This window comes from uncultured Aureimonas sp. (genome assembly GCF_913775355.1).
Classification (GTDB): Bacteria; Pseudomonadota; Alphaproteobacteria; order Rhizobiales; family Rhizobiaceae; genus Aureimonas.
The window spans coordinates 1-26,678 of record NZ_CAJYIU010000011.1 but is presented as its reverse complement, the minus strand read 5'-3'; the positions used below and the strand labels follow the sequence as shown (position 1 = coordinate 26,678).

General features: G+C 70.2%; 26 protein-coding genes. 20 read left to right on the top strand and 6 right to left on the bottom strand.

Features of this window, described 5'->3' with window-relative positions:
- From QZ753_RS00960 to QZ753_RS00950, 3 genes are all read left to right on the top strand, one after another.
- Positions 1-612, top strand: a 612-nt coding sequence (locus QZ753_RS00960; protein ID WP_294640383.1) for an alpha/beta hydrolase, incomplete at its 5' end; no start/stop codon positions are given.
- Positions 613-702: 90 nt separating this feature from the next.
- Positions 703-894: a helix-hairpin-helix domain-containing protein gene (locus tag QZ753_RS00955; RefSeq protein ID WP_294640382.1), complete on the top strand. Its 192-nt coding sequence runs from the start codon at positions 703-705 to the stop codon at positions 892-894.
- A gap of 623 nt (positions 895-1,517) precedes the next feature.
- Positions 1,518-1,700: a hypothetical protein gene (locus QZ753_RS00950; RefSeq protein WP_294640380.1), complete on the top strand. Its 183-nt coding sequence runs from the start codon at positions 1,518-1,520 to the stop codon at positions 1,698-1,700.
- Between the two features lie 108 nt (positions 1,701-1,808).
- Here the strand turns inward: QZ753_RS00950 and QZ753_RS00945 are convergent, their stop codons facing one another.
- On the bottom strand, positions 1,809-2,054 hold the full coding sequence (locus tag QZ753_RS00945; RefSeq protein WP_294640378.1) for a hypothetical protein: 246 nt from the start codon (positions 2,052-2,054) through the stop codon (positions 1,809-1,811).
- A 385-nt stretch (positions 2,055-2,439) separates the two neighbouring features.
- Here QZ753_RS00945 and QZ753_RS00940 point away from each other — a divergent pair, with 385 nt between their 5' ends.
- Positions 2,440-2,772 (top strand): hypothetical protein, encoded by a 333-nt coding sequence (locus QZ753_RS00940; RefSeq protein ID WP_294640376.1) that lies wholly within the window; start codon positions 2,440-2,442, stop codon positions 2,770-2,772.
- Positions 2,773-2,888: 116 nt separating this feature from the next.
- Positions 2,889-4,394 carry a DUF2252 domain-containing protein gene (locus QZ753_RS00935; protein ID WP_294640374.1) on the top strand — a complete coding sequence of 502 codons (1,506 nt, stop codon included), beginning with the start codon at positions 2,889-2,891 and terminating at the stop codon, positions 4,392-4,394.
- 7 nt (positions 4,395-4,401) lie between these two features.
- Here QZ753_RS00935 and QZ753_RS00930 read toward each other — a convergent pair whose 3' ends face one another.
- Positions 4,402-6,672, bottom strand: coding sequence for a helicase-related protein (locus tag QZ753_RS00930; protein WP_294640372.1), 2,271 nt, complete (start codon positions 6,670-6,672; stop codon positions 4,402-4,404).
- Between the two features lie 273 nt (positions 6,673-6,945).
- On the opposite strand from QZ753_RS00930, the gene QZ753_RS00925 reads away from it, so the two are divergent.
- From QZ753_RS00925 to QZ753_RS00905, 5 genes are all read left to right on the top strand, one after another.
- Positions 6,946-8,121 (top strand): ABC transporter ATP-binding protein, encoded by a 1,176-nt coding sequence (locus tag QZ753_RS00925; RefSeq protein ID WP_294640370.1) that lies wholly within the window; start codon positions 6,946-6,948, stop codon positions 8,119-8,121.
- Positions 8,118-9,002 (top strand): carbohydrate ABC transporter permease, encoded by an 885-nt coding sequence (locus QZ753_RS00920; protein WP_294640369.1) that lies wholly within the window; start codon positions 8,118-8,120, stop codon positions 9,000-9,002. Before QZ753_RS00925 ends, QZ753_RS00920 begins: the two co-directional genes overlap by 4 nt.
- Positions 8,995-9,843: a carbohydrate ABC transporter permease gene (locus QZ753_RS00915; protein WP_294640368.1), complete on the top strand. Its 849-nt coding sequence runs from the start codon at positions 8,995-8,997 to the stop codon at positions 9,841-9,843. Before QZ753_RS00920 ends, QZ753_RS00915 begins: the two co-directional genes overlap by 8 nt.
- Positions 9,844-9,868: 25 nt before the next feature.
- The gene (locus QZ753_RS00910; RefSeq protein ID WP_294640366.1) at positions 9,869-11,107 is read left to right on the top strand and encodes an ABC transporter substrate-binding protein; all 1,239 of its coding nucleotides are present in this window, start codon (positions 9,869-9,871) and stop codon (positions 11,105-11,107) included.
- 385 nt (positions 11,108-11,492) lie between these two features.
- Positions 11,493-13,316, top strand: a complete 1,824-nt coding sequence (locus tag QZ753_RS00905; protein WP_294640364.1) for a sensor domain-containing diguanylate cyclase — start codon at positions 11,493-11,495, stop codon at positions 13,314-13,316.
- Positions 13,317-13,375: 59 nt separating this feature from the next.
- Here QZ753_RS00905 and mbfA read toward each other — a convergent pair whose 3' ends face one another.
- A complete protein-coding gene (gene mbfA, locus QZ753_RS00900) occupies positions 13,376-14,353 on the bottom strand; it encodes an iron exporter MbfA (protein WP_294640362.1) in 978 nt (325 codons plus the stop codon).
- 308 nt (positions 14,354-14,661) lie between these two features.
- Complete coding sequence (locus tag QZ753_RS00895) at positions 14,662-15,090, bottom strand: plastocyanin/azurin family copper-binding protein (protein ID WP_294640361.1); 429 nt, start codon at positions 15,088-15,090, stop codon at positions 14,662-14,664.
- A 99-nt stretch (positions 15,091-15,189) separates the two neighbouring features.
- Here QZ753_RS00895 and QZ753_RS00890 point away from each other — a divergent pair, with 99 nt between their 5' ends.
- Both QZ753_RS00890 and QZ753_RS00885 read left to right on the top strand, forming a co-directional pair.
- Positions 15,190-15,753: a cytochrome b gene (locus tag QZ753_RS00890; protein WP_294640358.1), complete on the top strand. Its 564-nt coding sequence runs from the start codon at positions 15,190-15,192 to the stop codon at positions 15,751-15,753.
- Positions 15,754-15,849: 96 nt separating this feature from the next.
- On the top strand, positions 15,850-16,725 hold the full coding sequence (locus QZ753_RS00885; protein WP_294640357.1) for a DNA starvation/stationary phase protection protein: 876 nt from the start codon (positions 15,850-15,852) through the stop codon (positions 16,723-16,725).
- Positions 16,726-16,812: 87 nt separating this feature from the next.
- Here QZ753_RS00885 and QZ753_RS00880 read toward each other — a convergent pair whose 3' ends face one another.
- Both QZ753_RS00880 and QZ753_RS00875 read right to left on the bottom strand, forming a co-directional pair.
- Positions 16,813-17,559: a PspA/IM30 family protein gene (locus QZ753_RS00880; protein WP_294640355.1), complete on the bottom strand. Its 747-nt coding sequence runs from the start codon at positions 17,557-17,559 to the stop codon at positions 16,813-16,815.
- Positions 17,556-17,981, bottom strand: a complete 426-nt coding sequence (locus QZ753_RS00875) for a DUF2170 family protein (RefSeq protein ID WP_090964899.1) — start codon at positions 17,979-17,981, stop codon at positions 17,556-17,558. The genes QZ753_RS00880 and QZ753_RS00875 overlap by 4 nt, the downstream gene beginning before the upstream one ends.
- A 95-nt stretch (positions 17,982-18,076) precedes the next feature.
- Here QZ753_RS00875 and QZ753_RS00870 point away from each other — a divergent pair, with 95 nt between their 5' ends.
- The 8 genes from QZ753_RS00870 to QZ753_RS00835 all read left to right on the top strand — a co-directional run.
- On the top strand, positions 18,077-18,742 hold the full coding sequence (locus QZ753_RS00870; RefSeq protein WP_294640352.1) for a DUF2491 family protein: 666 nt from the start codon (positions 18,077-18,079) through the stop codon (positions 18,740-18,742).
- Between the two features lie 43 nt (positions 18,743-18,785).
- Positions 18,786-19,187 (top strand): DUF350 domain-containing protein, encoded by a 402-nt coding sequence (locus QZ753_RS00865; protein WP_294640350.1) that lies wholly within the window; start codon positions 18,786-18,788, stop codon positions 19,185-19,187.
- A gap of 11 nt (positions 19,188-19,198) precedes the next feature.
- Positions 19,199-19,777, top strand: a complete 579-nt coding sequence (locus tag QZ753_RS00860; protein WP_294640349.1) for a DUF1190 domain-containing protein — start codon at positions 19,199-19,201, stop codon at positions 19,775-19,777.
- Positions 19,778-19,779: 2 nt separating this feature from the next.
- On the top strand, positions 19,780-20,937 hold the full coding sequence (locus QZ753_RS00855; RefSeq protein ID WP_294640347.1) for a glutathionylspermidine synthase family protein: 1,158 nt from the start codon (positions 19,780-19,782) through the stop codon (positions 20,935-20,937).
- A 248-nt stretch (positions 20,938-21,185) separates the two neighbouring features.
- A complete protein-coding gene (locus QZ753_RS00850; protein WP_294640345.1) occupies positions 21,186-22,709 on the top strand; it encodes a FecR family protein in 1,524 nt (507 codons plus the stop codon).
- A gap of 47 nt (positions 22,710-22,756) precedes the next feature.
- Positions 22,757-25,582 (top strand): EAL domain-containing protein, encoded by a 2,826-nt coding sequence (locus tag QZ753_RS00845; protein ID WP_294640343.1) that lies wholly within the window; start codon positions 22,757-22,759, stop codon positions 25,580-25,582.
- A 78-nt stretch (positions 25,583-25,660) separates the two neighbouring features.
- Positions 25,661-25,822, top strand: a complete 162-nt coding sequence (locus tag QZ753_RS00840; protein ID WP_294640341.1) for a hypothetical protein — start codon at positions 25,661-25,663, stop codon at positions 25,820-25,822.
- Positions 25,823-26,013: 191 nt separating this feature from the next.
- On the top strand, positions 26,014-26,678 hold a 665-nt coding region (locus tag QZ753_RS00835; protein ID WP_294640339.1), incomplete at its 3' end, for an SDR family oxidoreductase.

Here is a 26,678-nt window from a genome sequence, read left to right as displayed (position 1 = left end):
TACGACACGTTCGCCGACGACCTCGCGTCCGTCCTGGAAGGGCTCGACCTCAACGGCGTGTCGCTCGTCGGCTTCTCGATGGGCGGCGGCGAGATCGCGCGCTACCTGACCCGCCACGGCGCCTCGCGCATCGCCAAGACCGTCCTCGTCGCCTCGGTCGCCGGCTACCTCCTCAAGGACGACACCAACCCGGACGGCGTCGATGGCGACGTGTTCGAGGACATGAAGGCGCAGATCCGCAAGGACCGCTTCGCCTTCCTGCAGAGCTTCGCCAAGACGTTCTACGGCGTCGGCCTCCTCTCGAAGCCGGTCAGCCAGGGCATTCTCGACTGGAGCTTCGTGCTCGGCGTGATGGCGAGCCCCCTGGCGACGATCCGCTGCGTCGACGCCTTCGGCAAGACGGACTTCCGCCCAGACTTCAAGAGCTTCACGGTGCCGACCCTCGTCATCCACGGCACGGGCGACGCCACGGTGCCGATCGACCCGACCGGCCGCGCGGCCGCCAAGGCGATCTCCGGTGCGCGCCTTATCGAATACGAGGGCGAGCCGCACGGCCTCTTCGCCACCGTGCCCGACCGTCTGAACGACGACCTGATCGCGTTCCTGCGCTAAACGCGACGGCCGGGGCGGCTCAGCGACCGCCCGCCCCGGCCGATTCCATTCAAGGCCGGCAGCGCCGGCGACAAAGGAAGGATGTGTCCGATGCTCGACCTCAACACGGCGACGGCCGCAGACCTCGACGGGATCGATGCGCTGAAGGGGCACGGTTTCGAGATCGTGCGCTACCGCGAGGAGCGCGGGCGCTTCACCTCGCTGCGGCAACTCGACGAAGTGCCGGGTCTCAGCGGCAAGACGGACGGGATCGCAAGCGTGCTCACCGTCTCGGATGGCTGAGAAGGGGGCGGCCGCCTCCCTGAAAGCGAGGAAGCCCGCCAGCACCTCCCAGAGCTGACGGGCTTCGAGCTGGTGCAGCTAGCCAGCGCGACGCAGCCACGGGTTGCGGTGTAGCAGATTACAGCCGCATGACAATCGGCAAGCTTGGCACCAGTTTGCCCATGCCGGCGACAAATGCCCACTTGCTGTGCGCAATGCTTGCAATCCTTGGCTTTTCTGCCCACGCTCGCGCCGAGCCTTGACAGGGTTGCAGGCCAGCCATGCAGCGAATGCACTACCGCACTGCACACCGATCGACTAGTTTCATCTTACGAGTTTCGCACGAGCCTTCTCCTCCCAATATGGCTCCTGCGGATCCGCCCGACGGCATCCTCCTCCCAGCCGAAGGGTACTCTCCGACGCCTGCCGGTCCTCCCCCGGCAGGCGTTTTTTCTTGTCCGGCCGCCTTCGCAGCCGCCGCGCGCATCGTCCCCGGATCCGTCACGCTCTTGCGACCTGTCGCCGCCGTTGCACGCCGGGGTTGGCGCTTGTCATTCCGTGGTTGAAAACTAAAAGCGGCGCGACGCAACGTTGAGGTCAGAGTTGCGTTCTATGCTCGATATCCTTGGCGGACGGATAGAGGCATGCCCATGCGAGATCTGGCGAAACTGCTGGCCGATCATTCGCTGCAGAAGCGTGTGCGCCAGAGCATGCAGCATGCCGAGCCGTTCAAACCCTCCGAGCGCCTTCCCGACGACCTGCAGCGCAAGCTCGACGAACTCGACCGCGTGTTCGAGGCGCGCGAGAAGGACACCCGCAAGCATTGATGCGAACGGGAAAGCCGATGCGTCCGCCGCTGCCCGCTTGACCACTCGTCGTCCGCCGCCGGGCACGAGCCCATCCCTCGGTGGACAGGCATTTCCGACCGGATGTGTTCACGCGTCGCCGAAATCGGCGGGCAACTCGCCGTAGCGCGCAAGCACCACCGGATCCTCGACGACCTCGCCGGTATCGGTGTCGATCGTCTGCTGCAGGGCGACGACGCCGACCGTACGGGCAGCGTCCCGTTCGGCCCGCCCCTCGGCTTCCCCGGCGGTCTTAAACTCCATCTGCCGGCCGGCCACCAGCCGCTTTCCGATGCGTTCGAACTGCTGGACGAGAAACAGCGTCTTCTCGGGCATCCCTGTCTCCTCGGGCGAGCTTGCCGCCGCGGTTCGCGCCCATGGAGCGGCAAGCGTTCGGGAGGCGAGGCCATCCGTTGCTCGTTACGACGCACAGGCCGGATCGGCCAGCCCCTCCCTCGCATGCGCCGACAACCGATCGCGGGGCGAACGCCTTCGACCCTCGGTCGATGCCGCCCGTTCGTTTGCCGGCGAAATGGAAACGGGGCGGGTGCGGCATCGTGTGCGCTCAACCCTCGAATGCCTTGTTCGGACGGCCCTCCCGCATCCCGTCCGGGTGAAGGGTTAAGCGATCCTTGCCGTCGATCCCCAGATTTGAGGAGTTTTCCGCGCGCCGCCGGCGCTACGTCCTTGCGTAGAACCCGAATGATGCCGAGGCCGAACCATGAGCGGACGCTATCGACCGAACGAGCCGACCTGCCCGATTTCCCTAGAACTCCTGGCCCTTCTCATGCGCTCGTCCGACGAGCGTGTGGCAGAGATGGCCGACGCGATGCCCTTGCGCGAGCGGGCGGAACTCGCGCTCCACTGCGTCGCCCGCACGCATCTTCGACGCATCGCCCTGACGGTCGCGGCGCGCTGCACCGAGCATGCGCTGTGGGAGGTCGGCGGTCGCGTCGGCCTTGCGCTGTCCGAGCAGTGCCGCGACCGGGCGGCCTTCGACCGCGAGCCGGGCCAGATCGTCCGGCGCAAGGTCTCGCTCGCACGGGTCGCCTGAGGCCGATCCAGGCCCGCGTCGCGGCCCCGGATCGGTGGCCGCGACCCTTTCTTGACATTCTTGTGAACGGCGCTCTCTTCGAGGGCAACAGTGCAGTCTCCTCAGGAAGCCGAGCCATGGACGCGAGCGCGCCGCAAATGACGCCGGGCCCGGATACGTCCGACCTCGATCCGGTGCCGGAGGACGACAGGCCGTCCGACGTCGTGCTGGCCCCGGCGGAAGCCTTTCCCCGGATCGACCTGCGCGCGGCGGGCGAGCCGTGGGAGCGGCGCCGCGCCGCCGGCAAGCAGCTGCGCCGCGAGGTGCCGCATGCCGTCCATGCCGAGGCGATTTCGCTCGACGGACGGCCCGATCCCGTCGACCTCGTGGAGCGCTCGAACGCCGGCCGGCAGGCCCGTCTCGTGCCGCTGCGCATCGCGCGCATGGCGCAGTCGCCCTTCGCCTTCCTGCGCGGGGCCGCCAGCGTCATGGCCTTCGACCTGTCACGCACGCCTCGCAGCGGCATCGACGTCGTGATGAACGGCGACGCCCACATCTCGAACTTCGGCCTCTTCGGCACGCCGCAGCGCGACGTCGTGCTCGATCTCAACGACTTCGACGAGGTGACGATCGGGCCGTGGGAGTGGGACCTGAAGCGGCTGGTCGCAAGCCTCAACGTCGTGGCGCGTGAGCAGGAGATCGGGCGCGGCGAGCGCCAGCGGATCGTCACGAGCTGCGTCGAGGGCTACCGGCGCTCGATGCTGGATCTCGCCCCGCGCGGGCCCATCGACGTCTGGCACCGCGCCGCGCGCGCCGACCGGCTCGACTTCAACGGCATCGAGATCGACGCGGATTCGCAGGCGACGCTGCGCAAGGCGGTCGAGAAGGCCCGCCGCCGCGACAACGCCTCGCTTCTGGAAAAGGTCGGCGAGCGGCAGGTGGACGGCGGCTGGCGCTTCCGGCTCGACCCGCCGATCCTCACCGCCGTCGGCGAGGCGACGCGCGAGGCGGTAATCTCGGGGCTGGAGCATTACGCCGAATCGCTGCCGCGCGAGCGCCGCTTCATGCTGAGCCGCTACCATGTCGTCGACGTCGTCCACCGCGTGGTCGGCGTCGGCAGCGTCGGTACGCGGGCCTATCTCGCCCTCCTGTTCGGCAACTCCGACCAGGACGCCCTGTTCCTGCAGGTCAAGGAGGCGATCACCCCCTCGCACGCGCGTTACGTGCCGCCGCTGCCCGAGCCCTACGGCTCGCACGACGGCGCCCGCGTCGTCTACGGCCAGCGCCTCCTGCAGGCGGTGGGCGATCCGCTCCTCGGCTGGACGACGATCGGCGAGCGACCGTTCTACGTGCGGCAGATGAAGAACATGAAGGGAGAGATCCCGCACGCGCTCCTCGGCGGGCGCTCGCTGGAATTCTTCGCCTTCGGCTACGGCGCCCTCCTGGCGCGGGCGCACGCGCGCACCGGCGACGCCGCCGCGATCGCCGGCTATTGCGGCGGGGCGGACAACCGCGGCTTCGACGACGCGCTCGACGCCTTTGCCGAACAGTACGGCGACCAGAACGCGCGCGACCACCAGGCGCTGGTGGAGGCGGTCGCCGCCGGGCGCTTTGCCAGCATCGAGGCGGGCGAGGGCGATTGACGGCCGGTCAACGGCCGGCGCGCGCCGCGTCTGGCCGGCGCGGCTTGCGGCCTCGGCGGGCCTTGTCCCTCGTCGGTTGCGATTTGGCGGCGAGACCGGACGAGAGCTTGGTCAGGTTGCGCTCGATCTGCGCGTTGAGGCCAGCGACGCCCTCCCGCACCACGTCCTCGCCCCGGTAGACCTCGGGAAAGCGCTGCGAGAGCCAGAGCCAGGCCGTGGCGAGATTGACGCCGTCCTCGAGGCGCTGGAGGTCGCCCGAGCGCAGCGGCGGCAGCGGCGCGGGCTTGCCCGCCGCGTGGGCACGCGCCCAGGTCAGCACCGTGTCCATGAACCAGGGATGGCGCAGCGACACCGGCACCACGGCATAGGCGAGCCGGTCGAGGAGCGGCAGGCCGATGCCAGAGAGCCGCCGCGCCTTTTCGATCTCCTCGTCCATGTCGCCGATCTTGAGGTCGGGATGGTCGAGCACGAGGCGCGATCGCAGGTAGGCGAGGATCTGGTCGAGCGCGTCGGTTTCGAGGAACTCGGCGGCGAGCGCGACGCTCTCGCGGTTGGGGCGAACGAAGGCGCGCCCGGTCAGCTCCTTCGGCGGCGACGACAGGGCGGCGCGGATCTTCTCGACGCCGTAGGCGCCGCCCCCGATCACGCCGACGAAGCCCTCCTCGAACATGCCGAAGCGGCCGGCCCGCCCGCCGATCTGGCGGATCTCGGAGTGGAGGAGCGCACGGCGCCTGGTGCCGTCGAACTTGTCGAGCGCGGAGAAGAAGACGCGCGAGACGGGAAGGTTGAGCCCCATGCCGATCGCATCGGTCGCGACCACCACGTCGGCCTCGCCCCGCCGGAATCGCGCGGCCTCGGCGCGGCGGACCTCCGGGCTTAGCGCGCCGTAGACGGTGGCGACCGACAGGCCGAGCGGCACGATCGCCTCGCGCAGCTCGTGCACCGCCGCGCGCGAGAAGGCGACGACCGCATCGCCGCGCCGCAGATCGCGCAAGGTGATCGGCTGCGGCCAGGCCGCCAGCTCGTTCTTGCGCGCGAGCACGCGCACCTCGAGCGGCTCGCCCAGCACCTTGGCGAGGCGCTCCACCATCGGCACGGCGTCGGGCGAGCCGGTCATCACCACGAGATCGGCCGGCACGCCGAACAGCGCCTGCGTCCACGCCCAGCCGCGCTGCTCGTCGGCGAGCATCTGGATCTCGTCGATCACCGCGACGTCGACGCGCCGACCGACGTCGATCGTCTCGATGGTGCGGGCGTAGTGCGTGACGTCCTCGCCCGTGTCGCGCTCCTCGCCGGTGACGAGACCGGCGCGCACGCCGCCGGCGCTCAAGGTCTCGCGGTGCTCGTGGGCGAGGAGGCGCAGCGGCGAGAGGACCTCCGCCGTCGGCGCCTCGATCGCGAGCCGCATGGCCTCGTATGTCTTGCCGGAGTTCGTCGGGCCGGCGAGGAACAGAAGCCGGCGGCCGATCGCGCGCGCGAGCGGGAAGAGGCTGGGATAGCGGTCGTAGCCGGACGCCTCGGCAAAGCTCGCGCGCCGCCGGCTCTGTCGGCGGTACGACCGCACCGAGGCGGCGATCCTGTCGAACCACCGGTCGCAGGTCACCCGCACCTCGTCCTCGCCGGTCGTCTGCGCCGCGAAGACGAAGCGCTCGAGATCGGCCTGCGTCGCGGCCTTCAGGAAGGCGGCCGGGTCGCCGAGGTCGCGGGTCTCCTCCGTGAAGCGCCTTGCATAGTCCGCGCCGACCGCTTCGAGCGTTTCGCGCATGCGGGCGACGACCGCGCGCGCCTCCAGGGCGACGGCTTGCGCGGTCGCCTCGATCTCGTCCTCGCCGATGATCTCGTCGTCGGCGAGGCGTCGACCGATGCCGCCCGGTGCGCGCACGCGGGCGAAGGCCATCAGGAGCGTCTCGCGCTCGACGGGGAAGATCGCGGCGAAGACGGGCACCTCGACCTCGAAGGCGGAAAACGCGCTGTCGACCGTGCGCCGGGCGCGCACGACCTCGCCGGCTTCGAGGGTCGCAAGGCGCGCGATGCGATCGGCCTCGTCCTCATCGCCCTCGTGCGGGATCTCGGCATCGGGGACATGCATGATCGACCGGACGCGGCCGGCCGGAACGAGGATTGCCTTGCGGCGCCCGCCGTCGTCCTTCGCCTTGTCGCCGAACGGCACCTCCATGCGGCGGACCAGCCCCGCCTCGACGATCGCAAGGCAGCGCGCCAGGGTCCGGCCGGTGAGGGCCGGCAGCATGGCGATCGGATAGCTGGCGGGAGGCTGCATGCGGGGCTCTGGGTCATCGGGATCGGCGGCTTCGTCCTCGTGGACGAAAGCGCCCGGCCTGTCCATGCCGCTGCGCCTCGGCGCCTCCGGCGTGGCCAACCGTCGCAAGCCATGGGGTTCGGTCCCGCAGACGCTAGTTTCGGTGTGGGGTTGTCATTGGAACGAACGACAAGAGCGTGTAACGGCGTGAGGGGCGTAAAAGATGCAGAAGGTCCCGGATCGACCGACGATGCCGTTTAGACTGGCGCTGCGACACCGCAGGCGGGCGATCGGATGAGCGCGGCGGCGAGCCGGCTGACTTTGAGCGACCTCACCTGCCGTTACGGTGCGACGGTCGCGCTCGATCGCGTGGGCTTCGACGTCGCGCCGGGCGAGTTCGTCTCGATCCTCGGGCCCTCCGGTTGCGGCAAGTCGACCCTCCTTCGCGCCATCGCGGGCCTCGAGCCTGTCGCCGGGGGCGAGATCCGGATCGGCGACCGCTCGGTCGAGGGGCTGGCGCCGAAGGACCGCGAGGTCGCTTTCGTCTTCCAGTCCTATGCGCTCTACCCGCACATGACCTGCCGCGACAACCTCGCCGCCCCGCTCGTCATGCGCGAGCTCTCCGCCGCGGAGCGGCCGGCGCTGGCCCGTCTCCTTTTGCCGCGCGTGCGGGAAAAGCACCGCTCGATCGCGGCGCGCGTCGCGGCGACCGCCGAAATGCTCGGCATCTCGCACCTTCTCGACCGCCGGCCTTCCGCCCTCTCGGGTGGCCAGCGCCAGCGCGTCGCGCTCGGTCGCGCTCTGATCCGCGAGCCCCGGCTGTTCCTTCTCGACGAGCCGCTCGCCAATCTCGACGCCGCCCTGCGCAACCGCACGCGCTCGGACCTTCGTGCGCTCCAGCGCCGGATCGGCGCGACGACGCTCTTCGTCACCCACGACCAGTCGGAGGCGATGGCGATTTCCGACCGCGTCATCGTCATGTTCGAGGGGCGCGTGCGCCAGATCGGCACGCCGGACGAGCTTTACCGCCACCCCGCCGACCTCGACGTCGCGCGCTTCCTGTCGCAGCCCTACCTCAACGTCATCGACGCGGCGACGCTGCGCGCGGCGATCGGCGAGCGGACCGCGCAGGGCGACATCGTGCTCGGCGGACGGCCGCTTGCCGCGATCGACGGCGTCGTCGCCTTCCGGCCCGAGCACGCAACGCTCCGCCGCCGCCAGGAACCGGGACGGCCCGGCCTCCATGTCGTCGTCGACCATGCCGAGCACGCCGGCGTCGAGGCGCATCTCTTCGTGCGCACCGCGCGGGATGGCGAGCCCTGCGTCGTGCGCATAGCGTCCGAGGCGATGGGGCAGTGGCCGCCGGGCAGCGAGGGTGTGATGGAGTTCCAGACGAACGCCGTCCACGTCTTTCCGCACGAGGGAGCCGCGCGCGGCCCCGCCGCCCCGCCCGAACGGGCCGTCGCTTGAGCGCGGATCTCCGCCACCGGCGACGGGTCGGCGCGCTCCTGGCGCTGCCGGGCGCGGCGCTGCTCCTGGCGCTTCTCATCCTGCCGTCGGTCGCCGTGCTTGCCCTCTCCTTCACCGACTACCAGTTCGGCATGCCGGGCGCGGCCTTCGTCGGCTGGCGGCAGTACGCGGCGCTCGGCAGCGACGCGGGGCTGCGCAACAGCCTCGTCAACACCGCGCTCTACGTGGCGATCGTCGCGCCCGTCTCGATCGGCGGCGCGCTGTGGCTGGCGGTGCTCCTTCAGGGGCAGGGCCGCCTGCGGCCGCTGTTCCAGACCGTGTTCTTCCTGCCGGTGACGGCGACGCTGGTCGCCATGGCGACCGCCTGGGAGGTGGTGCTGCACCCGTCCTTCGGCATCGCCAACACGGCGCTGTCGTGGCTGGGCTTCGAGCGCGTGCGCTTCCTGACGGATCCCTCGACGGCGCTCGGCACGCTCGCCGCGATCGGCGTCTGGAAGATGCTCGGCTACAACATCCTCCTGTTCCTCGCCGGGCTCGCGACGATCGACCGCCAGCTCTACGAGGCCGCCGCGCTCGACGGCGCCGACCGCGGCTGGAGCCGGTTCACGCTGGTGACCCTGCCGACGCTCGCGCCCGTCACCCTGTTCGTCACCGTGATCACGCTGATCCGCAGCGTGTCGGAGTTCGAGACCGTCGCCGTCCTGACCCAAGGGGGCCCGAGCGGGGCGACGGAGATGCTGCTCTACACGCTCTACCAGCAGGCCTTCCGCTACTTCGACGTCGGCGCGGCGGCCGCGCTCGCCGTCGTCTTCCTCCTTCTTGTCGGCGTGCTCTCGATCCTGCAGGTGCGCCTCTTCGATCGGGGAGGCGCGCATGGATGAGGTGCGGCTCGAAGGCGCCTCGCGGCTCCGGCAGGCGCTGTCGGTTCTCGTGCTGGCGCTCGCCGCCGGGCTGACGCTCCTGCCCTTCGTGGTGATGGTGGCGGTGAGTCTGGCCGCCCCCGGCACGGTCTACGACGGCTCCCTCCTGCCGGCGCCGAGCTGGTCGGGCGCGCTCGCCAACTACGCGCTGGCGTTTTCCAGCCAGCCGCTCCTGCGCTTCATGCTGAACGGCGTCGTGGTCTGCGGGGCGATTCTCGTTCTCCAGATCCTCGTCGCCGCGCCCGCCGGCTACGCGCTCGCCAAGCTGGCGTTCCGCGGCCGCCCGTTCCTTTTCGGCGCGGTGGTCGTCTCGCTCCTGATCCCGATCCAGGTCCCCGCGATCCCGCTCTATCTCGCGATCGCACAAGCCGGCCTTCTCAACACCTACGCCGCGCTCGTCCTGCCCTTCGTGGTGTCGGCCTTCGCGATCTTCCTGTTCCGCCAGTTCTTCCTGTCCTATCCCGACGAGGTGCTGGACGCCGCCCGCCTCGACGGCTTCTCCGAGCTCGGCATCGTCTGGCGCCTGATGCTGCCGGCGGCCTGGCCCGCGGTCGCAGCGTTCTCGACGATCAGCGTGATCGCGCACTGGAACGATCTCTACTGGCCGCTCGTGGTCGTCACCCGCACAGAGATGATGACGCCGCCGCTCGGGCTCCTCGCCTTCCGCGCCTCGGGCGAGACCACCGGCAATGTCGGGGCGCTGATGGCCGGCGGGGTGATCGTCACCGCGCCGCTCGTCCTCGGCTTCCTGTTCTTCCAACGCCATCTCGTGCGCGGCCTGTCCGTGCGCGCCCGCAACTGACCCCGCCTCCACGAAGGAGCCCGCCATGAAATCCTTGATCCTCGGCCTCGCGTTCGGTGCGGTGCTGGCCGCCGTGCCCGCCGTCGCGGCCGACACGACCCTCACCGTCCTCCACGCCTGGCCGCATCACGCCACGTGGCAAGGCGAGATCGCGCGCCGCTACATGGAGGTCCATCCGGACGTGAAGATCACGTTCCAGGCGCCGTCCACCGATTACGGCGAGGGTCTCGTCTCGGTGATCCGGCAGGAGATGGCGGGCGAGGCGCCCGACGTCTTCATGGTCGGCTCGCACCTCCTGCAGAACCTCGTCGCGCGCGGCATGGTGAAGCCGCTCGACGACATGACGGCGGGCAAGGATATGGCCGCGCTCGGCTACACCGACGCGATCCTGAAGCTGACGCAGGTCGACGGCGTGCAGTACGGCCTGCCCTGGACGAGCTCGACGCCGGTCATGTTCTACAACAAGGACCTCGTCACGAAGGCCGGCGGCAACCCGGACGCGATGCCAAAGACCTGGGACGAGACGATCGCGCTGGCGGCAAAAATCCAGGCGCTCGGCGGCGGCGTCACCGGCATGTACTACTCGCTCGGCGACGACGACTGGATGACCCAGAACCTCCTGGCCACCAACGGCCTCGCCCCGGTCGGCGCGGACGGCCGCGAGATCGCCTTCGCCACTGAGGGCGGGCGCGAGGCGGTGCGCACCTATCGCCGCTTCTTCGACGAGGGTGGGCAGCAGCCGATCGCCGACAAGGCGGCGCGCCAGGAGATGTTCGCCGGCAAGCTCGGCATCTACTTCAACTCCACCGCGGCCGTGCGCTCCTTCTCGCGCGAGATCGGCGACCGCTTCGCCTGGAGCACAGCCGAGATGCCGGTCCTGAAGGCGGGTGGGGGCGTGGCGTCGGGCGGCATGGCGGCGGTGATCCTGACCGACGATCCCGCCAAGCGCGCGGCCGCCTTCGACTACCTCCTCTTCGGCACCAGCCCGCAGAGCCAGGCCTATGTCGTGGAGCAGACCGGCTACATGCCGTCCAACGAGAAGGCGATCGAGACGCTGAAACCCTTCTACGAGGCCAATCCGAGCTTTGCGACGAGCGCCCGGCAGATCGACCGCGCGCTGCCCTGGTTCGCCTGGCCCGGCCAGAACGGCGTGAAGATCAGCCAGACCGTGCTCGACGATATGACGGCGGTCGGCAACGGCGCGATGACGCCGGACGCGGCGTCCGCGGCGATGGCGGAGACGATCGCGCCGATGATGAAATAGGCGGACGGCATCCGCCGGATCTGCCCTGCCGGATCGGCGGCGACCGGCCGTCGCCGGCCCCGGCCCCGCGGTTCCGTCAGGCCGGCGTCGACGCGGACTTTGCGACGGACACCGAACGCTTCGGCTCGGGTGGGGCTGCCCCTCGTCCGGCCCGCACGAGGGCCGGTGGAACAGGAGTGCGCACCGGCACCTGACACGCACGAATCGGGGTCTTCCGGACGCTGTAGTTGTTCGGAAAACGCTTTGGTTGAAGGGACTTTGACCCTCTTCGAAAAGGCTTCATCCTATTCGTCACTTCGCGTGATTATTAGCCAATTGGAAAGCGGCGGCAGCCAGTCTGCGGGTCGGGTCATCTCGATCCGACCGGCAGGAGCATGTTCGTCCGATGCGCGACCGCAACGATAGCGAAGGAGGATCTGCCCGGACACGGCTGCTGCCGTTCCCGGTCGGTTTCCTCGCCACCGCGCTCGCTTACTCCATCCTGGCCGTCGCATCGCTTCTCTGGACGCGCGGCGGCGTCCAGATCGCGACCATGTGGCCGGCCGGAGGCCTTGCGGTCGCCGTTCTGGCGAGCGTCGGACGCGATGAACGCCCGGGATATGCGCTGGCCGTCGCGCTCGGGAGCCTTGCGGCGAACATCGTCTGCCAGACGCCGATCCTGACGGGGGTCCTGTATTCCGCGGCCAACGTCGCCGAGACGCTGGTCGCCGTCGCGCTTCTGTCGCGCTGCCCGTTCGGTCGTCCCTCGTTTGTCGACGTCCGTCAGGTCGCCTGCTTCTGCGCGATCTCGGCCTTGGCGGCCGCGACGAGCACCGCGGTCGCGAGCGCGGCGACCGGCTGGGGCGATTGGCGCTTCGCCGCGTCGTGGTTCGCCACCGATCTTCTCGGCATCGTCCTGACCGCCCCGCTGGTCTTCCTCGCCATCGCGGGGTTCGAGGGGCGCGCGCAGGCGGGGCCTAGTCTGCATGCTCTGCGGCTCGGCGCGGCGCTCGCAGGCATCGCGGTCATCACGGCCCTCGTCTTCGCGCAGTCCACGTTGCCGGTCCTGTTCCTGCCCTTCGCCGCGGTGATCGCGGCGACCTACGTCACCGGACCGATCGGCGCGGCCGCGGGAACGCTCGTCGTCGCGCTCATCGGTTCCGCCGCGATCGCGCTCGGCCATGGGCCGACGCTCCTGATCGATGACGGGCCGGCGGTTCAGGGCTTCTTCCTGCAGTTCTATCTTGTCGTCCTCATGGGGTGCAGCCTGTCGATGGCGGCCCTTCAGACGACGCGTGACAGGCTGGTGGCGGACCTGCAGGGGCGGACCCGCCTCCTGTTCATGGCCGAGCGCGTCGCGCGGATCGGGCACTGGCATCTCGACCTCGAGACGATGGCCGTCGTCTGGTCGGACGAGGTGTTTCGCCTCTACGGCCTGCCCGAAGGCGGCATGCCGAGCCTCGAGACCGCGATCGCGGCCTATCACGAGGACGACCGGGAGCGCCTCGTCGACGCCATCACCGCGTCGATCGAGACGGGCGGGCCCTTCCATCTGCGGGCCCGCATCGTGCGCCCGGACGGCATGGTTCGTCATGCCGATGTGAGCGGCGAGGCGGTCATCAGCCGCGAGGTGGTCCGCGCGCTGTTCGGCGTGGTGCAGGACGTCACCCGCCAGGTCGAGATCGAGCGCGGACTGGAGGCCTCGCGGCGCGCGGCAGAAGCCGAGGCCGCTCGTGCGACCGCGCTTGCCGAGACCGACGCCCTGACCGGGCTCGCCAACCGGCGGCGCGTGCTCGGTGCGCTGGACGAGGCGGTCCGGGAGGCCGCGCGTTCGGGCGGCGCCCTGTCGATCGCCATGCTGGACGTCGACCATTTCAAGCGCGTCAACGACACCCACGGACATGCCGCGGGAGATTTCGCCCTCCAGTCCGTCGCCTCCACGGCGAGGGCCGCCGTCGGCCAGGCCGGCCTCGTCGGTCGTCTCGGCGGCGAGGAGTTCATCGTCGTTCTGCCGGAGGCGGACCGGGCGGCGGCGATGGAGGTCGCCGAACGGATTCGCCGGACGATCGAGGACAGCACTGGCCGCCATGGCGCCGCCAGCGTCACGGTCAGCATCGGCATCGCCACCATGGACGGCGACGAGGAGCCCGCCGCGCTGATGCGTCGCGCCGACGCCGCGCTCTACCGCGCCAAGGCCGAAGGGCGGAACGCGACGCGGACCGCCGCCTGACGCGGAGCGGAGGTCGGGCCGGGGCGGGGCGGGGTGCCGGGCGCGGAGGTCCGGCGTCCTCAGCCGCCCCCGATCAGGATGCCCGCCGCCAGCACCAGCGCGCCGCCGACGATGATCTGGACGGCCGCGCGCACGATCGGCGTTTCCATGAAGCGGTGCTGGATCCAGACGATCGCCCAGAGCTCGACGAAGACCACGACGAGCGCGATCGCGGTGGCGGTCCAGAAGTCCGGGATCAGGTAGGGGAGGGCGTGGCCGAGCCCGCCGACCGCGGTCATGATGCCGGACGCGAGCCCGCGCTTGACCGGCGAGCCGCGCCCCGACAGGACGCCGTCGTCGTGCGCGGCCTCGGTAAAGCCCATCGAGATGCCGGCGCCGACGGCGGCGGCCAAGCCGACGAGCAGCGTCGTGTGCGAGTTCTGGGTGGCGAAGGCCGTGGCGAAGATCGGCGCGAGCGTCGACACCGATCCGTCCATCAGGCCCGCCAGCCCCGGCTGGACGAGCGTCAGGATCAGCTGCTTGCGCGCCGTCTTGTCCTCCTCGGCGCGGGCGTCCGGTGTGAGGTGCGCCTCCTCCAGCGCGTTCGCCTTGCCCTTGTGGCGACGCTCGGCCTCGGCGAGGTCGCCGAGAAGGCGCCGCGTCGAGGGATCACCGACGCGCTTGACCGCCTCCTCGTAGAAGCGGCAGGCCGCGTCCTCCATCCGGTCGGCCTCCTCGCGCATGCGCTCGATCCCGAGCTGAGCGACCAGCCAGACCGGGCGGCGGCTGACATAGTCGGCGACGTGCTCGCGCCGGATCAGGGGGATGGCGCCGCCGAACCGGCGCTCGTGCTCGTCGATCAGGGCGCGGCGGTGACCGTCCTCCTCCGCCTCCATCGCCCGGAATACGGCGGCGGTTTCTGGATAGTCGCCTTTCAGTCGTTCGGCGAAGCCCGCATAGATGCGGGCATCGTCCTCTTCGGCCGAGATGGCGAGCGCCAGGATCTCGCGCTCCGACAGATCGGCAAAACGCTTGCGGCCATGCGCGAACCAACGCATCGCGGTCTCCAGTTTGGAATTGTTCTAAACAAGAGGGATCTAGCACGCTGGGATGGCTTCGCCAACCACGTGTCCGCCCTCAAGCGGCATCCCCGATCGCCGGACCACCGGCTCGTCGCCCGGCGGTCGGTCGGGGTCGACGAACCGCAGGAGACGGCAGTCGGTGCCGTGCGCCTGCCGACAAAAAAGAGGCCGGGATCGCCGCCGGCCTTGCCGCCGCGCCGATCCCGGCCCGCCCCCTCGAAGGGTCGACCGCACCGCCTGCGTCGGGAGAAGCGCATGCTTCCCCAGAGGCGACGGCCGCGGCGTCAGCCCTTGACGGTGAACATGGCGACCATGCCGGCCGCGACGTGCCCCTTGATGTTGCAGATCAGCTCGTAGGAACCGGGCTTCAGGTTGACCGTGAGCTTGCCGGACTGGCCCGCCTTGAGGTCGGACACCTCGCCCATGCTCATCAGCTTCTTCTCGTCGATGCGGTTCTTGGCCGGATCGACCTTCAGCATCTCGCCCGGCTTATCGAGCTTGATCACCACCATCTCGTGCGGGGTGTTCGCCGCGACGTTGGCGACCTCGAACGTCACCTCGCCGGCCGGAACCTCGGTCTTGTCGAGCTTGATCGCCATCTGGCCGCCGCGCTCGCCCACGAGTTGCACCGAAACCGTCTCGGCCGCGAAGGCGGAGGCGGGGAGCATCACGGCGAGGAGACCGGAGACGACGGCGAGACGAAAGAAGTTCATTGTATTTCTCCAGTTATGAAGGACTGCGATATTTGACGGCAACCTGCCTGCGACATAATCTAGGCCCGAAATATTTCTGTCGAATGGCGAGAGCTATACATGTTCGTAACCTCCCGAACCGACCGTCTCGCGGCCGGGCGTCCCCGTCCGCTTCCAGCAGTGACGCGCGCGCTGCACTGGCTGACGGCCGCGATCCTCGTCCTCATGTTCGCTCTCGCCTGGACCTTCGACGCGCTCGGGCCGAGCGACACGAGTGCGTCGCTCGTCTCCCTGCACCAGTCCTTCGGCCTCCTGATCCTCCTCGTCGTGGCGGTGCGCATCGTCTGGCGCGTGACGCATCCGATCGAGCCGCTGCCCGGCGACACGCCGCGCTGGGAGATGCGTCTGGCGACGCTGGTCCAGGCCGCGCTCTATGCGCTCCTCATCGCCATGCCGCTGGTCGGCTTGTACGCTTCGGCCCTGTCGGGCGACACGATCCGCTTCTTCGGCGTGGCGCTGCCGGATCTCGTGGCGATGAACGAGGATCTCAGCGATCAGGTCTTCGAGATCCACGGCACCATCGGCTGGGCGATCCTGGCGCTCACCGGGCTGCACGTCGCGGGCGCGCTCAACCACCAGTTCATCCGGCGCGACGGCCTTTTGAACCGCATGCGGATCTGGTGAAGGGCGGGCACGTCCGTCTCTATACGCTTTCGTATAGCTGCAACCGCATCGATTCCCGCGCCATTGTGGAGGCATCCTCCAAAGCAAGGCGACCTCATGCGCAAGACGCTTCTCTCCGTATCCCTCCTTGTCGCCGGCCTGTCCGGCACGGCGCTTCCCGCGCTGGCGCAGGCTCAGGGCGGGACGCAGGCCACGGCCCAGTCCGCCACCCCGATGTCCTCCACCGCCTCGTCCGGCGGGGCGCAAGCCACACCGTCGTCCACGGCGGCGTCCGCCGAGGGCAAGGACCTCGCCCCCACCCTGCGCCGACTGGGCTCTGAAGGGTCGACCTCCTCCTCGGCCTCGCTCGCCCTGCCGCAGGACCAGGCGCCGTTTCCGAACAATCAGGTGAGTTCCGCCCCCTTCGTCTCGCCGAACGGCGGCGAGGAGGGGCTGAAGGCTTCGGTGCGCGCGCTCCAGAACACGCTGACCGAACTCCAGACGCTGCAGCTCCAGACCAAGCAGGCGCACTGGAACGTCAGCGGCCCGTTCTTCTATCCACTGCACGAGCAGCTCGACGAGCAGCATACCGCCTGGGGCAAACATGCCGACGAGGTGGCCGAGCGCCTGCTCGCGATCGGCGTCTCGTCGGACGGGCGCGCCACGACGATCGTCCAGACCTCGTCCCTGCCGGAGTTCCCGGGCGGCTTCGTCGACGACGCCGAGATCGTGCGCTGGTTCACGCTCGCCTACAAACAGGTCGGCGAGGAGGTGCGCGGCGCGATCCTCGCCTCCGAGGAGAACGATCCGCAGACGTCGAACATCCTTCAAGAGGTCGAGGGCAGCCTCGACAAGTACCAGTGGATGATGCGCGCCTACGTCCAGTCGACGCCGACCGACCAGCGCAACGGCGAAATCCTGAACCAGGGCAAGGCGATCGACATCCCCGCCAACCAGGCGCCCATGCAGCTCAACATGCAGACGGCGCAGTAACGCACCGGCCTGCCGGAACCCGTCGACGCCGGACGATTGCGTCCGGCGTCGAGTTTGCCGGGTGGCCGCCGGGGCCGCCCGGCAATTTTATCGCTTGGGGTCGTAGGTGATCGTGGCGCTGGGGCGCTCGACGCCGATCGCCTGGGTCTGGTCGCCGCGCGTGATCTCGGCGAAGATGTCGTCGGACGAGGAGCGGTTGCCGCTGATCCCCGCTTCCAGAAGCGCCTGATCGAGCGAGGAACCGCTCTGCAGCGCCTGAAGCTCGGCCCCGGCCTCGAGCCGGCCCGCCATCGCTTCCTGCCGCTTCTTGACGCGCTCGAGCGATTCCATCGCGCTGCCGAGGCGCGAGTTGACGCCGGCATGGCTGGAGGCGATCGCCGACTGCGCCTGCAGGAGCGACTCGTTCGCCTTCACGCCCTCCACCTCGCGGCGCATCGTCTGGATGCGCGTCTCGGTGTCCTGCACGGCCCGCAGCATCTGCGACTGCGCGGCCTGGAGGCGCTGCAGCTCGGCCTCGTCGCGGGCCATGTCGGCGCGGTTGCGTGATATGCGGTCGGCGAGCTGTCGGGCAAGGTCCTCGCGGCCGGCCGTCATCGCCGCGCGCGCCGATTCGAGGTCCTTCTGGTCCTTGGCGCGGGCCTCGTCGACCCGGCGGCCGAGCGCCTTGGCCGTCGCCATGATGCCGGCGAGGTCGGAGCGCGCCTTGCGCAGCGCGTTGTCGGCGTCGCGGATCTCCTGGTCGAGGATGCGCAGCGCCTGCGTGTCCGCGGCGCTCTCGGCCGCCTCGTTGATGCCGCCGCGCACGGCGGAGAAGAGTTTGCCCCAGACGCTCATGCCGCGATCTCCCCGTTGCGCCATTCCTCGATGAGGCGCGCCGCGTCCTCGGCGTTGCCGGCGAGCACGGCGACCTCCTCGACCACCACCTCGGCCGACGAGCGGGCCGAGAGCGAGCCGAAGAGTTCGTACCACTCCTGCCCGTTCACGATCGAGATGCCGAAGGTGGAAAGCGGCACGAGCTTGTGCGTCTTGAGCGCGAGGCGTTCGAAGGCGCTGCGCTCGGGCACGCTGTCGGCGGGCGCCAGCATGACGCTGGCCAGAATCTGCTCGCCGCCCGCGACGACGAAGACGTCGAGATGGCCCTTCTCCTTGAGGGTGACGCGCAGGACGTCGCCCTCGATCGACACGTCGACATCGCCCAGCGCCGGAGGATCAGAGGCGAAAAGCTCCGTCAGGGATGCGAGATTCCAGTTGGCCATGTCTCTCAAACTCCCGTCTCGAACCGTCGTCGCCCTTCCGTCGGGCGGCCGGCATGTCATAAGGGTTGCAGCGAGCGGCACAAGGTGGAACGCGGATGATCGGACGCTTCTTCGGCTGGGGATCGGGCGAAAGCCCGGCGGCGCTGCCTGCGGAATACGGGCCGCTCGGCGTTGCCTTCGGTGGCGGCATCGAGATCGATACCCTCAGCCTCCAGGCGATGACGGCGGGGGCGCAGCCCGCCATGCCGCTGCCGGCCGGCGGGGTGATGCTGGTCGCTGCCTACGGCGAGGCGCGGCTCGACCCGCAGACGGTTCTCTCGCGCTATTATGCCGACGACAACACGATGCTCCAGGTCCTCTCGGCGTCCGCGGCGCCCGGCGACGAGCTTCTCGACGTCAGCCTCTACCAGCCGTGGGACTCGGTGGTGCCGGCGGGCGCGGCGGACTGGGCGCGCTGGCGCGGGCCCTCCGGCCTCATCGGCCAGCCGCGCTACGACGCGGACGGCATCGTCTTCGAGCGCTTCTGGGGCGACGGGGCAGGGCGCGCCGACCTCGTGGAGTTCGTCGAGACCGTGAGCGACGGCCAGAGCCGGCGCGAGATCCACCAGTCCTGCATGCTCTACGCCCGCCCGCTCGGCCAGGCGCGCGAGATGCTGCTGATCAACATCGAGCGCGATCTCGGCACGGCGGCCTCGCAAGGCTCCTCGATCGAGTTCATCCTCGGCTACGGCCTGATGGCGGCCGACGTGCGCCGCCTGTGATCCCAGCGCGCCCTCTCTTCTGACAACAAGGACCTCCCGCAGCATGTTCGGCTACGTCGCAGGCCTGCCGGCCTTTCTCGCCTACTTCGCCACCGGGCTCGGCTCGCTCGCCGCCTTTTCCGTCCTCTATTCCGCGCTGACGCCGCAGCACGAGCTGACGCTGATCCGCACCGGCAACGCGACGGCGGTCGTCGCCTTCCTCGGCGCGATCCTCGGCTTCTCCCTGCCGCTCGCCTCGGCCGCGGTGAACTCCGTCTCGCTCGCCGACTTCGTGATCTGGGCGCTGATCGGCGCCGTGTTCCAGGCGATCGCCTTTGCCGTCGCCTGCCTGACGATGCGCGGGCTTCCCCGGCGGATCACGAACGGCGAGATGGCCGGCGGGCTGTGGTCGGCCGGCATTTCGCTGGCGATCGGCATGCTCAACGCCGCCTGCATGACCTACTGAGGGATGCGGCCATGACCCGACGCTTCCTCTCCCAACGGCCGCCGCTCCTGGCGCTCGGCACCATCGCCGCCGGCGGTCTGGCGCTGTCGGGCTGCGGGGACGAGCCCTCTGACAACACGCTCTTCACCTCGCCGGCGCAGTGCATCGAGGCCGGTTTCGACCAGGGCATCTGCAACGCCGAGTATCAGACGGCGCTCAGCCGGCACCTGCGCGACGCGCCGAAGTTCGACGGCAAGGCCGCCTGCGAGACCGAATACGGTGCCGGGCGCTGCATGGAGGTGCCGCGCGAGCAGGCTGGCGCTTCCGGCGGTGGCAGCTTCTTCCTGCCCTTCATGACCGGCTATCTCATCTCCTCCGCCGTGCAGCGGATGACGGATTACAACTCCTACGGCCGCTATGTCGGCGGCGGCTCCTATACGCGCCCGACGCCGATCTTCACCGGACGGAACGGCACCGCCTACCGCTCCGACCCGGTGATCGGCACGCAGACCGCGACGCCGCGGCCCGCCAACGTCAACACCCGCACCGTCTCGCGCAGCGGCTTCGGCGGCCTGTCGTCGAGCCGCGGCGGCTTCTCCTTCGGCGGCTGAGGGTGGAGCGTCGACGCATCGAGCCGCGCGAGGGCTGGCAGCGGACGGCCGAGGCGGTCGGCTTCGGCTTCCACGAGATGTACGGCGAGCCCTACTGGCTGGACGACACCTACTACCGCTTCAGCCTCGCCGAGATCGAGGCGGAGATCGAAGCCCCGACGCAGGCGCTGCACGCGCTCTGCCTCGACCTTGCGGCGGAGGTCGCCGCGTCCGACGCGCTGATGTCGCGCCTCGACATCCCGCCCGAGCAGTTCGATTTCGTGCGCCGGTCGTTCCGCGAGCGGGAGCCCTCGCTCTACGGCCGCTTCGACCTCGCCTATGACGGGCGCGGGCCCGCCAAGCTTCTCGAATACAACGCCGACACGCCGACCGGCATCTTCGAGGCGGCCTATTTCCAGCACAACTGGCTGACCGACCAGATCGCGCTCGGGCGCCTGCCCGGCGACGCCGACCAGTTCAACCTCCTGCAGGAGAGCCTCGTCTCGGCCTTCGCGGCGTTTCCGGCGGACCGCATCTTCCATTTCGCGGCGGTGACGGCGAGTGACGAGGACCGCGGGACGGCCGCCTATCTCATGGACTGCGCCGTGCAGGCCGGGCACCACACGGCCCTCATCGACATGGGCTCGATCGGCGTCGACGCGCTCGGCCGCTTCACCGACCCGAACGAGCGCGTCATCGACCGCTGCTTCAAGCTCTATCCGTGGGAGGATATGATGCGCGAGCCCTTCGCGCGCCATCTCGAGGGCTCGGGAACGCAGTGGGTCGAGCCGCCGTGGAAGGCGATCCTGTCGAACAAGGGCATCCTGCCGCTCCTCTGGGAGCGCCATCCCGGCCACCCCAACCTCCTGCCGGCCTTCTTCGCCGACGTCCCGCGCGCCGGCTCGCTCGAGCGCTCGGTGCGCAAGCCGTTCTTCTCGCGCGAGGGCGAGAACATCGCGATTCTCGAAGGCGGCCGGGAGGCCGAGGCGACGGGGGGCGACTACGGTGCGGGGCCCGCCATCGTCCAGCAACTGACGCCACTCTTCGAAGCCGAGGGGCAGTTCGCGGTCCTCGGCGCCTGGGTCGTCGGCGACGAGGCGGCGGGGCTCGGCATTCGCGAGGACCGCTCGCGCATCACCCGCAACCTGTCGCGCTTCGTGCCGCACGCGATCGAGGGCTGAGGCGAGCACCAGGCCGGCCACGGCCGGGCTTCGAAAATCGGCCAATCCCCCGGTGCCCCGTGCGGGTCGGCAGGCCGGATCGCTCGTCTCTCTCCCGCTGACCCGGCCGGTTTCATGTCCGCGACCGCAAGTTCGACGGGACAAGCGCGATTTGCCGCAGGGATCGGGCGCATTTGACGGATTCGCTTAGGCTCGTCCTTTCCTTCGTCCGTCAGGGTGACCGGGATTGAAGCCGAGGTCCGAACCCGATGCCCGCACGTCTGTCCGCCTTTTTCCTTCTCCTCGTGATGCTCTTCCAGGCGGATGTCGGATGGGCGCGCGAGTGGCGGGTCGACCGCGTCAGCGGGACGGCCTGGGCGATGGAAAGCAACGAGAAGCGCAACGTCCTGACGGCCGGCATGATGATCCCCGAGGGTCTGACGATTGCGACCGCGAAATCGGGCCGCGTGCGTCTGTCGAGCGAGAACAACGTCATGACGCTCGGGCCCGGCAGCGTCGCGATGGTGCAGCCCAAGGGCTTCTTGAGCTCCAAGACCGAAGTTCTGCAGCAGACCGGCAGCATCGCCTTCGATATCGAGAAGCGCTCGGCCCCCCATTTCACCGTGAAGACCCCGTTCATGGCGGCCGTCGTCAAGGGAACGGCCTTCACGATCAGCGTTACCAAGACCGACACCAAGATCGGCGTCAATCGCGGGCTCGTGCAGGTGAGCGACCTGAAGACGGGCGAGACGGCCGGCATCGCTGCCGGGCAGCGCGCCAGCGTGTCGGCCGCGACGTCGGGCCTTCGCACGGCAGGCGTGAACGCGCCGGGCGTGACGCCGGGCAAGCCGGCCGCGCCGAGCGTCGCCCCGGTCGGTCAGGCGCTTCAGAGCTTCCGCGCCGCGCAGGCGCCGGAGGCGGCCCGCTCCTCCACGACGTCGACGAGCCGCGATGCGGCCGCCTCGACCCACGGTGCCGCGAACGGCGCGGGCGCCTCGCGTTCGTCGGATGCGGCAAGTTCAGGCGGCTTCGGCGGTGCCGATTCCAACGGCCGCGACCGCCAGTCGATCGGCAGCAGCGTCGCCGAGACCAATGCGCCGAGCGGCGAGGCGCGCAGCCAGGCGGCGGCCAGCAGCGAGAGCTTCGGCGGCGGCGCGAGCCCGGCCGGCAGCACCGGGGCGGGCACCGGCGGCAACGGGTTCGGCGGCACTGTCGGGACCGGAGCCGGCGACGGCCGCCCCGGCGGGAACGGCGCCGGCACGCCCGGCCAGGGCGGCCCGCAGAACGGCGGTCCCGCCGGCGGACCGGGCGCGGGCGGCAACGACAAGGGCGGCCCGGACAAGGGCGGCCCCGACAAGGGCGGCCCGGACAAGGGTGGCACCGGCAAGGGCGGCCCCGGTCACGATGGCCCCGGCAAGGGCGGCCCGGACAAGGATGGGCCGGAAAAGGGCGGCCCGGCCGCCGGTGGCCCGGGTAAGGACGGCAAAGGCCACAACGGCCCCGACAAGGACGACGCGGGCAAGGGCGATGCCGGCAAGGGCGGCCCCGGAGCCGGCGGCCCGGTCGGCGGCCCCGGCAAGGACGGCCCGAAGGACAGCAATGGCAACGGCAACGGCGGCGGCAACAACGGCAAGGGCAACGGCGGCCCGAACGGCGACGGCGCCCCCGGCAACGGCAAGGGCAACAACGGAAAGGGTCTTGGCAACGGCGGTCCGAAGGGCGCCCTTGGCAGCGACAAGGGCAACAACGGCAACGGCCACGGGCCGAGTGGCTTTGGCGGCAGCACCAAGTAGCTGACGCCCGCCCCATCGGCGGATCGCGGGACAGGAGTTTGACGAGGATGCTGAGCCCGACGATCCGCCGCCGCGCCGCCCGTCTGACGGTGGCGGACATCCGGTCGCTGGCGACGCTCCTCGCAGTGGCCGCCTGTCTCGCCGGAGCCCTCCTGTCCGGCGTCCCCGCGGCGCTGGACAGGGCCCTGTCCGACGCCCGGTTCCTCGTCGGATCGCGGGCGGCCTCCGGCGAGATCGTCCTTGTCGACATCGACGCCCGGAGCCTCGGCGAGGTCGGGGTCTGGCCCTGGCCGCGCCGGCTCCACGCCGATCTCCTCCATGCAGCGGCCACGGCGGGCGCCGTGCGCGTCGCCTTCGACGTCGACTTCTCCGCGCGCACGCGCCCCGAGGACGACGCCGCCTTCGCCGAGGCGCTCGCCTCCGCCGGCCCCGAGACCTTCCTCGCCGCCTTCGTCCAGCATGACCCGGCCTCCGGGGCGATGCTGGCGTCGATGCCGATCGCACCGCTCCTGTCGGCCTCCTGGCCGGTCTCGATCAACGTGCCGGTGGACGACGACGGGCGCGTGAGGCGCTTTCCCCTAGGCATCGACGTCGACGGCGAGACGATCGGCTCGATGCCGGCGGTGCTCACGGGCCGCGAGGCGGGAACGGACGATGTCGGCATCGATCACGGGATCGATGCCGCCTCGATCCCGCGCGTATCCTTCGTCGACCTCCTCCACGGCCGGATCGCGAACGGCGCACTGGCTGGAAAGACCTTGATCGTCGGGGCGAGCGCGATCGAGCTTCACGACCTGTTTCCCGTGCCGGGCGCCGGCATCGTCTCGGGATCGACCGTGATCGCGCTGGCGGCCGAGACGCTCAAGCAGGGCCGCGCGCTCGTCCTCTGGCAACCGCCGCTTGCCCTCGTGCCGCTCGTGCTCGCGCTCGGCGTGGGGTTCGCGGTGCGGTGGGGCCTGCGCCGCAGCCTGATGGCCGCAGCGCTCGCCGCCCTCTCGTTCGAGGCGGTGGCCGCCTGGTTCTACCTCGATCGCGCCGTGATGATCGAGACGGCCACGCTGCAGCTCTCGGTCATGGCGGTGGCACTCTGGAGCCTCGTGCGCGAGTTCGACCTCCGCCAGTTCCGGCTATGGGTCTCGCGGGTCGAGACACGCAACACGGCGCGCCTTCTCGAGCGGGTGGTCGACGACGGGTTCGATGCGATCGTCATCGTCGACGGAGAGGGGCGCATCATGCGCATCAACGACGTGGCGCGGCGCCTTCTCGATCTGCCGCCGGACGGCGGCTCGGGAAGCCTGGCTGACCTGCCGCCCGCCTTCGTCGAGGCCGTTCGCGAGGCCATGGCGTCGGAGACGGAGGCCGGCCCGCGCCGGTCGCCGGTCCGCCGCATCGCGCGGCTCGGCGGTACGGGCGACGCGCGCATCCTCGAATACGCGGTCTCGCCGTTCTGGCTGGAGGACCGCCGACGTGCCGGGGGCGAGGGCCACCGGCTGCGCTATGCCAGTCTCGTGCTCCACGACGTCACCGACCGCGAGCGGGCGCAGGAGCGGCTGCGCTTTGCCGCCTTCCACGACAGCCTGACCGGCCTTCCCAACCGCCGGGCGCTGGAGGAGCAACTCAACGCACTGGCCGCGGACGGGGCGCCGATGTCGCTCCTCGCCTTCGACCTCGACCGCTTCAAGGGGGTCAACGACGCGCTCGGCCACGCGACGGGCGACGCCGTCCTCACCGAGACGGCGCGCCGCGCCGGGGCCGCGCTGCCGCCCGAGGCCACGGTGTTCCGCATCGGCGGCGACGAGTTCCTGGTGCTCCTGCGCTCGGCCGACCGCGAACGCGCCCGGCGTCTGGCCGAGCACGTCGTCGCGGAGGTCGGCCGCCCGTACGAGGTGAACGGGCATCGCATCTCGATCGGCACCTCCGTCGGCATCGCCACCGAGGTCGACGGCTGCCGCGACGCGTCGGTGCTGCGCCGCCGCGCCGACGTCGCCCTCTATCAGGCGAAGCGGACGGCGGCGGGGCCGGTGGTCGAGTTCGACCTGTCGATGGACGCCGCGCGCCTCGAACGCCTGGCGCTGGAGCGCGATCTGACGGATGCCATCGAGGCGGGGGCGTTCGAACTCGCCTACCAGCCGCAGATCGGCTTTTGCAGTGGCGCCTGGACCGGCGCGGAAGCGCTGGTGCGCTGGCGCCATCCCGAACGCGGCCTCGTCTCGCCGGCGGAGTTCATTCCGGTCGCCGAGGAGACCGGCCTGATCCACAGGCTCGGAGCCCTCGTTCTCCACGCCGCCTGCCGGGACGCCCTCCGCTGGCCGGAGACGATCAAGGTCGCCGTCAACGTCTCGCCGCTGCAGTTTTTGACCGGCGACATCGTCGGCACCGTGCGCTCGGCTCTTGCGGCGTCGGGGCTCGATCCGAGGCGCCTCGAACTCGAGATCACGGAATCGGCCTTCGTCGGCGAGAACCACCGCCTCGCGGGGATCTTCGAGGACCTTCTGGCGCTCGGCGTCACCTTCGCGCTCGACGATTTCGGCACCGGCTATTCCTCGCTCGGCTACCTCCACCGCTTTCCCATCGCCAAGATCAAGATCGACCGCAGCTTCGTGACCGACATTCCCGGCAGTCGGCATTCGATGGCGGTCCTGCGCTCTGTGGTGGTGCTCGCGGACGGGCTCGGCATCCGCACCATCGCCGAGGGCGTCGAGACGCCGCATCAGGCCGATATCCTGCGCGAGCTCGGCTGCGGCGAGGGGCAGGGCTACCTCTATTCCAAGCCGCTGGACATCGAGCGGGCGAGCGCGCTCTTTGCCGGGGGCGGGGAGGAGCACGAGCGCGTCGGGGCGAACGGCCGCCGGGCGATGCCCGCGCTCGTCTAGACGACGCGCGGTCTTTAGCCTTCAAACGATCTCAATTGTCTGTCAAAACGTCGCAGGGGACGCATTGGAGACGTTCGCATGACTGCGCAGCACGCGGAAGGCCGTAAGGCTCACGACGACGGGAAGGCCCGGCACGAGAACCCCTACGACATCAACACCGAGGCCTGGAACTGCTGGATGGACGGCTTCGACCAGGCCGCCTCCGAGGCCGCGTGCCGGGGCGTGAAGCGCTCGGCCTGACGACCGGCGTGCGGTCGGCCGGGAGCCGGCCGCACGCGCCCTTCGCTGCCGCCCCCTGGCCGGCCTGCTGTCTGCGGCAGCGTCCGATCCTCCACCCGTGCCATGTCGGCCTGCACTGAAAGCCGCGTCGACCGGCGGGCCTTTGCCGCGTCGTGCCCCACCTTGGTCTCTTCGCATCAAGGAGTTCGATGATGAAGAAGACAGCGCTGGTGGTGGGTGCGAGCGGGATCGTGGGCAGTGCGACGGCCTCGCTCCTTCTGTCGGAGGGGTGGACCGTGCACGGCCTCGCCCGCCGGCCCGTGGATCAGCTGGGCGTCCGGCCCGTGGCCGCCGACCTGCAGGACGCGCAAGGCACCGCCGAGGCGCTGACGGACATCCGCCCCGACAGCGTCTTCATCACGACCTGGTTGCGTCAGCCGACCGAGGCCGAGAACATCCGCGTCAACGCCGGCATGGTGCGCAACCTCCTCGACGGCCTTCGCGCTGCAGGCGGCGGGGTGCGCCACGTCGCGCTCGTCACCGGCCTCAAGCACTACCTCGGACCCTTCGAGGCATACGGAAAGGGCGAGCTGCCCGAGACCCCTTTCCGCGAGGAACAGGGCCGGCTCGACGTCGCCAACTTCTACTACGCGCAGGAGGACGAGGTGTTTGCCGCCGCCCGGCGCGACGGCTTCACCTGGAGCGTCCACCGCCCGCACACGGTGATCGGCAAGGCGGTCGGCAACGCGATGAACATGGGCACGACGCTTGCCGTCTACGCCACGCTCTGCCGCGAGACCGGCCGCCCGTTCCGCTTCCCCGGCTCGGCGGCGCAGTGGAACGGGCTGACCGACATGACGAGCGCCAGCCAGCTGGC